This window comes from Cellvibrio sp. (assembly GCF_053579595.1).
The window spans coordinates 1-11901 of record NZ_JBRFPI010000109.1; the positions used below are offsets into that span (position 1 = coordinate 1).

Annotated in this window: 13 protein-coding genes; 7 read left to right on the top strand and 6 right to left on the bottom strand. The window is 55.3% G+C overall.

Annotated features, from left to right (window positions below):
• On the top strand, nt 1-548 hold a 548-nt coding region (locus ACWA6V_RS08860), incomplete at its 5' end, for an OmpA family protein (protein ID WP_449522144.1).
• Nucleotides 549-593: 45 nt separating this feature from the next.
• On the opposite strand, the gene ACWA6V_RS08865 is transcribed toward ACWA6V_RS08860, so the two are convergent.
• Entirely contained in the window at nt 594-1460 is an 867-nt protein-coding gene (locus ACWA6V_RS08865; protein WP_449522145.1) for an SDR family oxidoreductase, read from the bottom strand.
• Between the two features lie 66 nt (nt 1461-1526).
• On the opposite strand from ACWA6V_RS08865, the gene ACWA6V_RS08870 reads away from it, so the two are divergent.
• The 6 genes from ACWA6V_RS08870 (at nt 1527) to ACWA6V_RS08895 (ending at nt 8343) form a co-directional block, all read left to right on the top strand.
• Complete coding sequence (locus ACWA6V_RS08870) at nt 1527-2435, top strand: hydrogen peroxide-inducible genes activator (RefSeq protein WP_310068780.1); 909 nt, start codon at nt 1527-1529, stop codon at nt 2433-2435.
• A gap of 12 nt (nt 2436-2447) precedes the next feature.
• On the top strand, nt 2448-4571 hold the full coding sequence (recG, locus tag ACWA6V_RS08875) for an ATP-dependent DNA helicase RecG (RefSeq protein ID WP_449522153.1): 2124 nt from the start codon (nt 2448-2450) through the stop codon (nt 4569-4571).
• Between the two features lie 283 nt (nt 4572-4854).
• Complete coding sequence (locus tag ACWA6V_RS08880) at nt 4855-6258, top strand: HDOD domain-containing protein (RefSeq protein ID WP_310068778.1); 1404 nt, start codon at nt 4855-4857, stop codon at nt 6256-6258.
• Nucleotides 6259-6369: 111 nt separating this feature from the next.
• Nucleotides 6370-7167 carry a 2-keto-4-pentenoate hydratase gene (locus tag ACWA6V_RS08885; protein ID WP_449522146.1) on the top strand — a complete coding sequence of 266 codons (798 nt, stop codon included), beginning with the start codon at nt 6370-6372 and terminating at the stop codon, nt 7165-7167.
• A 13-nt stretch (nt 7168-7180) separates the two neighbouring features.
• The gene (locus ACWA6V_RS08890; protein ID WP_449522147.1) at nt 7181-7594 is read left to right on the top strand and encodes an acyl-CoA thioesterase; all 414 of its coding nucleotides are present in this window, start codon (nt 7181-7183) and stop codon (nt 7592-7594) included.
• Between the two features lie 2 nt (nt 7595-7596).
• Complete coding sequence (locus ACWA6V_RS08895; RefSeq protein WP_449522148.1) at nt 7597-8343, top strand: ZIP family metal transporter; 747 nt, start codon at nt 7597-7599, stop codon at nt 8341-8343.
• 16 nt (nt 8344-8359) lie between these two features.
• Here ACWA6V_RS08895 and ACWA6V_RS08900 read toward each other — a convergent pair whose 3' ends face one another.
• The 5 genes from ACWA6V_RS08900 to ACWA6V_RS08920 form a co-directional block, all read right to left on the bottom strand.
• Nucleotides 8360-9208, bottom strand: a complete 849-nt coding sequence (locus tag ACWA6V_RS08900; RefSeq protein WP_449522149.1) for a UDP-2,3-diacylglucosamine diphosphatase — start codon at nt 9206-9208, stop codon at nt 8360-8362.
• Between the two features lie 83 nt (nt 9209-9291).
• The gene (locus ACWA6V_RS08905) at nt 9292-9525 is read right to left on the bottom strand and encodes a hypothetical protein (RefSeq protein ID WP_310068764.1); all 234 of its coding nucleotides are present in this window, start codon (nt 9523-9525) and stop codon (nt 9292-9294) included.
• A gap of 165 nt (nt 9526-9690) precedes the next feature.
• Nucleotides 9691-10476 (bottom strand): zinc ABC transporter permease subunit ZnuB, encoded by a 786-nt coding sequence (gene znuB / locus ACWA6V_RS08910; RefSeq protein WP_449522150.1) that lies wholly within the window; start codon nt 10474-10476, stop codon nt 9691-9693.
• Nucleotides 10469-11275: a zinc ABC transporter ATP-binding protein ZnuC gene (gene znuC, locus ACWA6V_RS08915; RefSeq protein WP_449522151.1), complete on the bottom strand. Its 807-nt coding sequence runs from the start codon at nt 11273-11275 to the stop codon at nt 10469-10471. The genes znuB and znuC overlap by 8 nt, the downstream gene beginning before the upstream one ends.
• On the bottom strand, nt 11268-11777 hold the full coding sequence (locus ACWA6V_RS08920; protein WP_449522152.1) for a Fur family transcriptional regulator: 510 nt from the start codon (nt 11775-11777) through the stop codon (nt 11268-11270). Before ACWA6V_RS08920 ends, znuC begins: the two co-directional genes overlap by 8 nt.
• Nucleotides 11778-11901: the final 124 nt, after the last annotated feature.

Here is an 11901-nt window from a genome sequence, read left to right on the forward strand (position 1 = left end):
GTATTGGTTTTGTGTTTGGCGAATCATCTGCACCTGCAGCGACGCCAGCTCCTGTAGTGGCTGCTCCGGTAGAAGTTGATAGCGATGGCGACGGTGTATTGGATTCCAAAGATCAATGCCCTGATACACCCAAAACCCATAAAGTTGATGCAGTGGGGTGTTCACTGAAATTGACCGAAAGTGTAGCGATTGAATTAAACATCACTTTCGATACCGCCAAGTCGATCATCAAACCCGAGTTTGAAAATGAAGTAGCCAATTTGGCCACCTTCATGAACCAATACGCTGATACCGTTGTGACCGTTGAAGGCCACACTGACAGCCAGGGTTCTGATGCCTACAACCAAAAGTTGTCACAAAGTCGTGCTGATGCTGTAAAAGCCGCCCTGATTACCAAATATGGTATCGGTGCAGATCGTGTTAATGCTATTGGTTACGGCGAAGCCAAGCCGATTGCAGATAACATGAATGCAGCTGGTCGCGAGCAGAACCGTCGCGTAGTAGGCCAAGTATCTACTAAAGTGACCAAGACCGAAACACGCAATTAATAGCTGCGCGTGTGACGAAAAACCCGGCCAGCGTGCCGGGTTTTTTTATGCCTGTAAGTTGATTAGGCCTGCATAACCCGCGCGGAAATCCGGATAGCGAAAGGAATAACCCGTCGCCAGTAAACGCTGATTGCTAATGCGTTTATTACCGCGCTCATTTACTGCGTCGGACGCTAAAAAATCCCGAATCCCCAATTGTTCGGCGATCCAGCTGACGACCTCAAACATGGGAGTGGGTGATGAGTCTGTCGCCACATACACAGGTGCAAGATGTTGTTTATGCTGCAGTTCGATCAAATGCGCGAGCACTCCGGCGCAGTCATCGGCGTGGATGCGGTTGGTGTAGTGCGTGCTGGCCGATGCGCGCTGCTGTTTTACCTGCTCGATCAAGCGGTTGCGGCCTGGGCCGTAAATTCCGCTAAAACGGACGCAGCTGTGGGCGAAGCCGCTTTGCTTTATAACCTGTTCCGCTTCCAGCAAGCGTTTACCGCTAAAGCTGTCGGGTTCGGTTGGCGATAACTCATCCACCCAACTGCCATCATTTTGCCCATACACGGCAGTACTGGAGACAAATAGGATCAGGCGTGGCCGCCGCTGGTAGTGTTTTAATCCAGCTACCAAATTGCGGCAGGTCTGCACATAAGCCTGTTCGTAACCTATATCGCTGCGTTCGGCGGGTGTCATGCTGATCACAACAATATCAAAGGCTTCGCGGCCGAGTAGGGCGTTGAGTTCCCCGGTGTGGGTGGCGTCGCACACTTGATATTGCAGGTAAGGTACGTCCTCCGGTGGATGGCGGCGCAACCCGGTAACTTGGTAGCGATTAGGACTGAGTTGCTGCGCTAGGCGTTGGCCGATATCGCCACAACCGATGATCAAGAGTTTTTCTTGTGTAGATGTGTTAATTGTCATTTGATAAAAGTCGCCAATCTGATAGTTTTAGGCTATTCACAGAAGTCTTAGTAACGGAGCTGCATTATGACCCTGACCGAATTGCGCTATATAGTCACGCTTGCCCAAGAGCAACATTTTGGCCGCGCGGCCGATCGCTGCTACGTAAGCCAGCCGACCCTGAGTATTGCGGTTAAAAAACTGGAAGATGAGCTGGGCATAGCGCTGTTCGAGCGCACCAAATCGCGCGTGCAGCCCACACCGCTCGGGGAGCAAATCGTAGCGCAAGCGAATCTGGTGCTGGAGCAGACAGCGGCCATCAAAGACCTCGCCGATGCCGGTAAAGACCAACTCAGCAGCCCCCTGTCGGTCGGCGCGATTTTCACTATCGGCCCCTATTTGCTACCCAAGTTTATCCCCCATTTGCAAAAATTAGCGAGCAAAATGCCGCTTTACGTGGAGGAGGGTTATACGCACAACCTGCGCAAAAAGCTGCGTAACGGTGAGTTGGATGTGATTATTGTGGCTCTGCCATTCGTCGAGCCGGACGTGGTTACCCAAGCCCTTTATGAAGAACCCTTTGTGGTGTTGATGCCCAAGGACCATCCGCTCGCTGCCAAAGAAGCTCTGAAGCCGGATGACCTGAATGATCAGCAGTTGTTGCTCCTTGGTGAAGGCCACTGCTTCCGCGACCAGGTGCTCACCACCTGCCCGAGTCTGCAACACCACGGCGAGGCTAACGCCAGCAACGTGCGCACCGCTGCTGAAGGTAGTTCACTGGAAACCCTGCGCCATATGGTCGCCTCGGGTCTCGGCCTGACTATTTTGCCCGCCTCGGCCGCCGAGAGCTCGCTCTACAGCTCAGAAGTATTGGTCACCCGTCCGTTTATTGAACCGTCACCCAGTCGTACAGTTGCACTCGCCTGGCGCGCCAGCTTCCCGCGCCACAAAGCGATTGATGCCTTGCGTGCGGCGATCAAAGCCTGCCGCCACTGATCCTGGCGAGTAATATCTACTTTGGCATCTGCTAGCGAGAGAACCCTCGACCAAATTCCCGCCAGCGCCCTAAAAGGTGTTGGCGCCAGTTTGGCCGCCAAATTGGCGAAGATCGGCCTTTTTAGCCTGCAAGATATCCTTCTGCATCTGCCTTTGCGCTACCTTGACCGCACCCGCATTACGCCGATAGGTGCCCTGCAGCCCAACGTCAATGCGGTGATTGAGGCGGAGGTGCGCGCCTGCGATATCGTGTTTGGCAAGCGCCGCAGCCTTGTGTGCAAAGTGCAGGACGGCACCGGTACAATCACATTGCGCTTTTATCATTTTAACAATGCGCAAAAGCAGCGGCTGGTAAACGGAACGCGCTTGCGGATTTTTGGAGAGACCCGCCGCGGCGCCTCGGGCTTGGAGATGTACCATCCCGAATACGATGAGTTGAGCGCCGCGGCGCCCCTGCCGCTGGCGCAGTCGCTCACCCCGATTTACCCCGCCACCGAAGGCCTGACCCAGCCGCGCCTGCGCTCACTGGCACTGCAGGCACTGACATGGCTCGATACGCACGCGCTTAAAGAGTTGCTACCCGAAGTGGTGCGCCGCCAGTTGAACCAGTCCTCGCTTGCCGATGCTTTGCGCTATCTGCATCAGCCACCGACCAATGCCAATATCCAGCAGTTGATGGATGGCGAGCATCCCTACCAGCAGCGTTTGGCATTTGAAGAATTGTTGGCGCACCATCTGAGCCTGCTGCTGTTGCGCCGCGAAACCCAGGCTGATGGCGCCACCCGCCTGAATTTGGATGCGAGTTTGCAGGCCCGCTTTTTGGCGCAGTTGGGCTTCAATCTAACTCGCGCCCAGAGCCGCGTCGTCAGTGAAATTGCCACCGATCTAGCCAAGCCTATCCCCATGCTCAGGCTGGTGCAGGGCGATGTAGGCTCTGGCAAGACGGTAGTGGCGGCACTGGCTGCATTGGCCGCTGTTGCCAGCGGTAAACAGGCGGCGATTATGGCGCCGACCGAAATCCTCGCCGAGCAACATCGGCTCAACTTTGGCAAATGGCTGACGCCGCTCGGTATCCAGCTTGGCTGGCTGACCGGCAAGTTAAAAGTGGCTGAGCGGCGCACCCAGCTGGCGGCTATTGCCAGCGGTGAAGCGCAGGTGGTAGTTGGCACTCACGCACTATTTCAGGAGGCGGTGGAGTTTGCAAATCTGGGTTTGATTGTCATCGATGAGCAGCACCGCTTTGGTGTTCATCAGCGCCTTACGCTATCGGAAAAAGGTACCAATAGCGATGAAAATCGGCGATCCGGCTTGCTTCGCCCTCATCAGTTGATAATGACTGCTACCCCTATCCCACGCACCCTGGCGATGAGCGCCTACGCCGATCTCGATTGTTCGGTGATCGACGAGCTCCCTCCCGGACGCACGCCGATTACCACGGTGGTGATCAGCGATAATCGCCGCGAAGAGGTGATCGAACGGGTGCGTCTGGCCTGCGAGCAGGGGCGGCAGGCCTACTGGGTGTGCACGCTGATCGAAGAGTCCGAGGCGCTGGAGGCGCAAGCGGCCGAGGCGACCTTGGCCAATCTGACGGAATCCTTGCCGCATCTGCGTATCGGCCTGATCCACGGGCGGTTGAAGCCAGCTGAAAAAGAGGCAGTGATGGCCGCGTTTAAAGCCAATCAATTGGATTTGCTCGTGGCGACCACTGTGATTGAAGTGGGGGTGGATGTGCCTAATGCCAGCCTGATGATTATTGAAAACCCTGAGCGCCTGGGGCTTGCGCAGTTGCATCAGTTGCGCGGTCGGGTAGGGCGCGGTTCGGCGGCGAGCCACTGCGTGCTTTTGTATGGTTCACCCTTGTCGCACAACAGCCGAGAGCGGTTGCGGGTGATGCGTGAAAGTAGCGACGGCTTTTATATTGCGGAGCAGGATTTGCTGCTGCGCGGCCCGGGCGAAGTGCTGGGTACCCGCCAAACCGGTGAGATGCAATTCAAAATCGCCGATTTGCAGCGCGACAGTCATTTACTACCCGAAGTCAAAGATGCCGCGCTCTTATTAATGAGTGATTATCCGCAGCTGTGCGGCCAGTTAGTGCTGCGCTGGCTGGGCGAAAACCAACGCTATTTACAGGTATAACGATTGACTTATAACGATTTGGCGGATGTTTCTTCCTGTGGATGAGAACTATTCCATTTTTTGACCGAGTTATTGATATCTTCCACCAGATTGCCCTGTGCACCCCTAAATCTCGACTATGCTTGGATAGATCGTCTGCCGGGAAACAATGCGCTCCGCCAATTATGTTGTTTGACTATATGAGAATTGCTTTTACTGGATTACACTCGTCAGACTAAAGCGGCCCAGAGTCATTTAAACCTATGCATATCAACCACTTGGAATTAAAAAAGAGGAGTAGGCCGTGTCAGTCCCTACCAGTGTTCAATCATTGCTCAACAAGCAAAATGTGCATTATCAGGTGTCTGAAGTGCCAGTAAATGAGAATGAACGAGCGCTCTGGCATGACCAGCATTTACGTACTATGAGCGCAGCTAAGTCAGTAATCCTGCAGGACGGCAAAGGTCGGGTACAGGTGATTTTTGCAGCGGATCGCCTGCTGGATCTCAAGGCGGTCAACCGACAATTAAGCCGCGAACTCCATGCCGCCAAACCGGAAGATGTCCATAAATTCTGTGTATCCCACAATCTGCAATCCATACCTGCGCTTCCCAAGCTCGCCGGTCTGCTGACGCTGATCGACCGCAGCTTGGTAGAGCGTAGTGAGCTCTTGGCTGATTCGGGCGATGAGAAACAGTTGCTTCGTTTTAGTCGCGAAGAGTTTCAGCAAATTATGGATGATGCGACTATTTGCGATATAGCCGTGCCGCTTGAGCCCCTGGAGGTCGACGATACCAGCACCAGCGATACCGACCAAATCCTCGGTGCAGTGCGCAATTTCACCCAACTGCGGGTGAAGCAGCGCTTGGAGGAAACCCTCGAATTACCGCCTTTATCGGATACTGCCCAGCGCATTATCAAGCTGCGTGTTAACCCCAATGCCGATATCAGCGATCTCGCCCAAATTGTGGAGACTGACCCCAGCCTTGCCGCACAAGTGGTGAGTTGGGCAGCGTCGCCTTACTATTCGGCGCCGGGCAAAATCAAATCCATCCACGACGCCATAGTTCGGGTGCTGGGTTTTGACATGGTGCTCAATCTGGCGTTGGGCTTGTCGCTTGGCAAAGCCATGACCATCCCCAAAGAAGGCCCTCACGGTGCACTGCCTTACTGGCAGCAAGCGGTGTATATGGCAGCCACGATTGAAGGTTTGGTAACTGCCATTCCGCGCGACCACCGCCCCAGTTTTGGTATGGCCTACCTGTGCGGCCTGCTGCATAACTTCGGCTACCTGATTCTCGCAGAGGTGTTTCCACCCTATTTCCACAACTACTGCGAGCTGGCGGATACCAATCCCCATGTGGATCATCAAGCTGTAGAGCGCCATTTGCTCGGCGTTACCCGCGAGCAACTAGGGGCAGCGTTGATGTCGCTGTGGTCGATGCCGGAGGAAGTTGTAGTGGGTCTGCGCCACCAGAACAATCCGCATTACCAAGGTGAGTACGCTGCTTACGCGAAGCTGATCTTTGTCGCACAGCGCTTGTTGCACCAGCACAATATTGGCCGCGGACCGAAATTGGCAATTCCTCCGCAGGTGTTTGAAGATTTGCATCTTGATCCGGAAAAAGCCTATACCACCGTGGCGAACATTATTGAGTCCAGCGATGACCTCAAACATATCGCCCATGAGCTGTCGCCGCACCACTAGCAGCTAGAACAGCGGCAGCCAAAACCCCTTTCGAGGGGTTTTTTGTTTATGGTGTAAGTGATTTTTGATCGGTATGCTGCAGGTCATCCCCCACCTAATTGAGTAATGTTTATGAACGATTTCCCCGCTGCCGAGGCGGCCGCTATTTTGGTTGAACGCCGTATTCATGGCAGTCAGTCTGAGCGATTGCCTGAACAATGCCGCCCACAAAATCTGGAGCAGGCGCTGGCGATCCAGGCCGCTGTTACTAATGCGTGGTGCGAAAAAATGGACGACAGTATCGGTGGCTGGAAATGCCTGTTGCCACCGGAAGGCAAGTTGGTTGTCGGCCCGATTTACACCCGCACTATAGACTCTGTACCACCGGTCAGCCTCTGGACTAAAACCACGGCTGAGGGCGAGCGAGCCCGCATCGAACCTGAACTTGCGTTCTTTTTTGGGCAGGATTTACCAGCGCGCGCCGAGCCTTATACGCCCGCCGAAGTCGATGCCGCCATCGCCCGCACCCACATGGCATTGGAGTTGATCAACAGCCGCTACGCCGACCCAGCTAACTGTGAATTCCCCGAAATGCTCGCCGATGGCCTGGTTAACCAGGGTCTGTTTATCGGCCCGCAGGTAGATTCAGATAGCGCCCGTGGCGCCAGCAGCTTTACCGTGACTATGACCTGCGCCAATGGCGAAGTGATCGAGCGGCAGGGGCAGCACCCTAATACCCATCCGCGCGCTCCGCTCTATTGGCTGGCCGAATTCCTGCGCAGCAGGGGTGAAGGGATAATCGCAGGACAGGCGGTGATCACCGGCTCCTTTGCCGGGGTGATTGAAGTGCCGCTCAACACCGATATTCAGATCGACTATGCTGGTTTAGGCAGCATGCAGGTGAGTTTTATGGCCAAACAGACCGCTTAAGGAGTAGTTATTGATGAGCCACGATGAATCGACACAACCGTTTTTTTCCTGCGATATTCCCGTCCGCTGGGGTGATATGGACGCCTATGGCCACGTCAATAATACGCTCTACTTCCGCTACTTTGAGGAAGCGCGTTTTATGTGGATGCTGGAGAAAGGGCTACCCCTCAAAAGTGATACCCACCCAGTAGTCGTCACTATTGGCTGCACATTTTTGCGACCGATTTTCCACCCCGAGACCCTGCGTATTGACGTCTTTATCAGCGAGCCGGGGCGTTCCAGCTTTATGGTCAAGTACAAGGTCTACACCGCATCCCAACCGGACACCCCGGCGGCAGAAGGCTATTCCAAAGTGGTGTGGGTGAGTAGTGTTGATGGCCGGTCGGTGCCGTTGCCCGATCTGGTGCGCGGCTGGTTTGGCAGCTGATTATGCCGCTCTGGCTGGAGGCGGGCGCGTGGGGTTTTATCGCTGCCAGCGCACTTTTACTGGGTTCGGCATTGGGCTGGTTTATCTACTTTCCTCCCAAAGTTGTCGCTTACATCATGGCTTTCGGCAGTGGCGTCCTTTTCGCGGCACTCAGTTTTGATTTGGTAGGTGATGCGTTGGTCGAAGCGGGTATGGGCTGGATTGCGGGCGGTTTTATGCTGGGTGCGGCGGGTTTTTCACTGATCAACCACTGGCTGAATACATCCGGCGTCAAACATCGCAAACGCTCCCATAGCCAACAACCGGCAGCGAACAATACCGGCGTGGCGATTGCGGCGGGCACCTTGCTCGATGGTCTGCCCGAATCCATTGCGATAGGTTTGCTGGTTGCCAGCGGTGGCAAACTTAGCCTCGCCACTATTGCCGCCATTTTCATCTCTAATATTCCTGAAGCGCTCTCCAGTACTGCCGGTATGCGCCGCGCTGGCCATGGTGGTTGGTTTATGTTGCGGCTCTGGGGTGGTATGGCGGTCTTGTCGGGGGTATTTGCGATTATCGGCGCAGTGTTTTTTGGCAGCGCGCCCGGGCACATCAAAGCGCTGATAACTTGCATCGCCGCCGGCGGCGTATTTGCGATGCTGGTGGAGACTATGATCCCCGAAGCCTTTGCTGAAACCCATGAGCTGTCAGGGTTAATTGCCGCTGCTGGCTTTATCGCCGCTGTTACCATGCAGGCGCTGGAAACCTGAATCTCTATAATTAATCTCAGGCGCTCTCTAACTCCTGCCAATGAATCTTATCGCTGTGATGTAGCAGGCGCATGCAGCCTTGATGATCTTCCACTAATGCAGTGCAGTTTTCGATCCAATCGCCGCAGTTGGCGTAGCGCAAGCCGCCTTCTTCGCGCAGTGCCGGGTAGTGGATATGGCCGCAGACGACACCGTCGTAGCCGCGCCGCTTGGCCTCGGCAATGGCCTCCCGCTCATAGGTGGCAATCGCCGCTTTGGCGCCTTTGATGTTGCTTTTGATCAATCCAGCGAGCGAGAAGTAGGGGCGCCCCAGCAACTTGCGGGCGCGGTCTGACCAGCGGTTGATAAACAGCAACAACTCGTAACCGTGGTCGCCAATGACCCGCTTAAGCCAACTGTGGTTGATATAGGCATCCATCGCATCGCCATGCATGATTAGCAGACGTTTGCCATCTGCCGTTACATACTCGTGCTCGCGCGCGATTTCAATCGGCCCGAACAACTGGCCGCTAAAGTGGCGGATGGGGTCGTCGTGGTTGCCGGGTACGTAGACCACACGCACGCCTTTGGCCGCCAATTCGTAGAATTTCAACATCACCTGATAGTGTTTTTGCGGCCAACAAAAGCGGCGCTTGAGCGACCACAAGTCGACAATGTCGCCCACCAGATAGAGGGTGTCGCAATGAATGTGGTTGAGGAAATCGAGCAAATAATCGGCCTTACAGTCGCGGAAACCCAGATGAATATCCGAGATCCACACAGTGCGGGCGTTAATCAGGTAGCTGGCAGGTTTGGGGTTATCCAGATGGTCGCTGCTGGCAGCAACAGGCAAGGGCGCAACAAGGGCATTGGCGGAAGAAGTCATAGTGCGTTTCCGTAGCTGTTTCACCCAAGTCTGCGGTGAGCATGTGACGAAAACGCAACATTTTGATGAACTTTGGGTGACAGCTAGCCGCCGTTGTGTGCCGCTGTCAGGATTGGGGCTTGGTCGTGCACCAACCACTCCAATACCGCCTGGCGGCTTTCCAGCATCTCCTGGTAGGTATGTAATACCACGGGATTGGGGTTGGGCTGCTGCCGCAAATGATCAATCCGCGCCAGCAAAAAGTTGATGTCGTTTTGCACCTTTTCGGCAACTTCCGTGCTGTTAAAGGCTTCGTTACCGATATTTAAAATTGTCATGTAGGCGTTGTCCTTGCTGATTTTGCCGCCAAACTTTACGTGTGAGTCAAGGCGGGATGCTGATCAGTATCCGTGAATCCCGAGTGTGATAATAGTCGCAATTCTCGCTAAAGTTTGTGCGATTTGGCTTACAAAAAGACAGCCCCGGCAGGCTTGATCACTGCCTTAGGCCTGTTGTTTTTTCAGCAGCGTCAGGCTGAACAGCAGGGTGGCGGAGAGCACAATTGCAGGGCCGGCGGGGCTATCCCACCAATAGGATGCCGCGAGCCCGGCTAGTACGGCGATGACGCCAAGCAGGCTGGATACCAGCGCCATCTGCTCCGGCGTATGGGTCAAGCGGCGGCTGGCTGCAGCGGGGATAATCAATAGTGCGGTAATTAGCAGTACGCCCACTACCTTCATCGCTATCGCAATCACCAGCGCCATAAGCAGCATTAGTGCCGTGCGCACTCGTACCACGGGTACGCCTTCTACCTGCGCCAATTCTTCGTGCACGGTAATTGCCAGCAGCGGGCGCCAAAGCCAGATGAGCGCGCCAATGACTGCCAACGAAATAACCCAAATACTGATTACATCGCTCTGGCTGACCGAGAGGATATCGCCAAATAAATAGGCCATAAGGTCGATGCGATTTTCGCTAAACACGCTGACGCAGATTAATCCAAGTGCAAGTGTTGAGTGGGACAAAATGCCCAGTAGGGTGTCGGTGGCGAGAAAACGATTATTCTGCAATGCCACCAAAATCAGTGCCAGCAGTAAGCACCCGAGGGCGATAGCGAGGTTGAGGTTGATATCCAGCAGCAAACCGAAGGTCACGCCGAGCAGGGCTGAGTGGGCGAGGGTATCGCCGAAATAGGCCATGCGGCGCCAGACGGCAAAGGCGCCGAGGGGGCCGGCTACTAGTGCTACCGCGATACCGGCGAGTAGAGCGAGCAATAAAAAATCAGGCATGGTGATCGTGTCTGCAAGCGCTGGTGTGGATGTGGGCAGAGCCGCCGGGTTTGGCGTGGATAACATTGCCGTGGGCATCGTGCTGATGGTCGTGGTGATGGGTATAAATCGCCACTTGCGGCGGGTTGGCCGCACCTACAGCTTCTCCAAAGAGTGCGAGATAGGCAGGGTCGTTAGTCACCTGTTCCGGGTGGCCCTCGCAGCAGACATGCTGGTTGAGGCAGATCACCGTATCGGTTGTCGCCATCACCAAATGCAAATCGTGGGATACCAGCAGCACACCGCACTGGCGGCGGTTGCGGATCTCGTTGATCAGCGCATAGAGCGCCGATTGCCCGGTCACATCCACGCCTTGCACGGGTTCATCCAACACCAATAATTGAGGATCGCGCAAGAGAGCGCGCGCCAGCAACACCCGCTGGGTCTCGCCGCCGGAGAGCGACTGCATGGGCATATTGATGAGTTTATCGATACCGGTCAGCGCCAGCGTCTCGCCCAGATCCGCGCGCGCCTTGCCACCGAGAGCGAGAAAGCGCGCTACGGTCAGGGGTAGGCTGGGCTCGATATGAAGCTTTTGCGGCATATAGCCTATGCGTAAATCCGGCGCTTTGTCGATCGCGCCCTCATCGATTTTGATCAGCCCGAGTACCGCGCGCACCAGGGTGGTTTTACCTGCGCCATTGGGGCCAATCAGGGTGACAATCTTGCCTGCCTTCAGGGTTAAATCGGCGCGCTGTAAAATCTGGCGGCCATTGCGCGTAACGCCCAGCCCGCGCGCTTTGATCAAATAATCACTCATGTCGATGCTCGCTCTGCCCGGGAATGCCAGCGCAGTTGGCGCATAGGCCGGAGACTTCCAGCGACTGGCTCTCCACCTGAAACCCTGCGTCCTGCGCCACGCCGATAATCTGTTGGCTGAGTTCCGGTTGGTCGAGTTCGATGGCGATACCACATGCGTGGCAAATCAAAAAATGGCTCTGGTGTTTGGTGGTCGGTGAAGGGCATCCGATAAACGCATTGAGTACGTTGATACGGTGAATCAATCCCTGCTCCAACAGAAAATCCAGCGCGCGATATACAGTCGGCGGCGCCACGCGGCGGGTATTGGCCTTGGCCAGCATCTCCATCAGCGTATAGGCGCCGAGCGGTTTGTGGTTTTGCCAGATGAGTTCCAGCACCTGCAGGCGCAAATCGGTGAGCCGCACACCGCGCCCCACACAGAGCTGGCGGGCTGCCTCCAGCGCATCGCTAATGCAATGGTTGTGGTCGTGATGGCTACAGGCGATGGGGGTGTGTTCCATAAATTGCTCAGGCTCAAGGTGTCCGGCCAAACTCATCGGGACGGGCAGCTAACAGGCGATGTAAATTCCGGGCTATGTTACTCTATAACCTTTCATCTGGCATGTATTTACGGGATCGGTTTAG

Coding starts and splice junctions, on each gene's coding strand:
- ACWA6V_RS08865 (WP_449522145.1), bottom strand. CDS start 1,460: ATGACAATTAACACATCTACACAAGAAAAACTCTTGATCATCGGTTGT.
- ACWA6V_RS08870 (WP_310068780.1), top strand. CDS start 1,527: ATGACCCTGACCGAATTGCGCTATATAGTCACGCTTGCCCAAGAGCAA.
- ACWA6V_RS08885 (WP_449522146.1), top strand. CDS start 6,370: ATGAACGATTTCCCCGCTGCCGAGGCGGCCGCTATTTTGGTTGAACGC.
- ACWA6V_RS08890 (WP_449522147.1), top strand. CDS start 7,181: ATGAGCCACGATGAATCGACACAACCGTTTTTTTCCTGCGATATTCCC.
- ACWA6V_RS08895 (WP_449522148.1), top strand. CDS start 7,597: ATGCCGCTCTGGCTGGAGGCGGGCGCGTGGGGTTTTATCGCTGCCAGC.
- ACWA6V_RS08900 (WP_449522149.1), bottom strand. CDS start 9,208: ATGACTTCTTCCGCCAATGCCCTTGTTGCGCCCTTGCCTGTTGCTGCC.
- ACWA6V_RS08905 (WP_310068764.1), bottom strand. CDS start 9,525: ATGACAATTTTAAATATCGGTAACGAAGCCTTTAACAGCACGGAAGTT.
- znuB (WP_449522150.1), bottom strand. CDS start 10,476: ATGCCTGATTTTTTATTGCTCGCTCTACTCGCCGGTATCGCGGTAGCA.
- znuC (WP_449522151.1), bottom strand. CDS start 11,275: ATGAGTGATTATTTGATCAAAGCGCGCGGGCTGGGCGTTACGCGCAAT.
- ACWA6V_RS08920 (WP_449522152.1), bottom strand. CDS start 11,777: ATGGAACACACCCCCATCGCCTGTAGCCATCACGACCACAACCATTGC.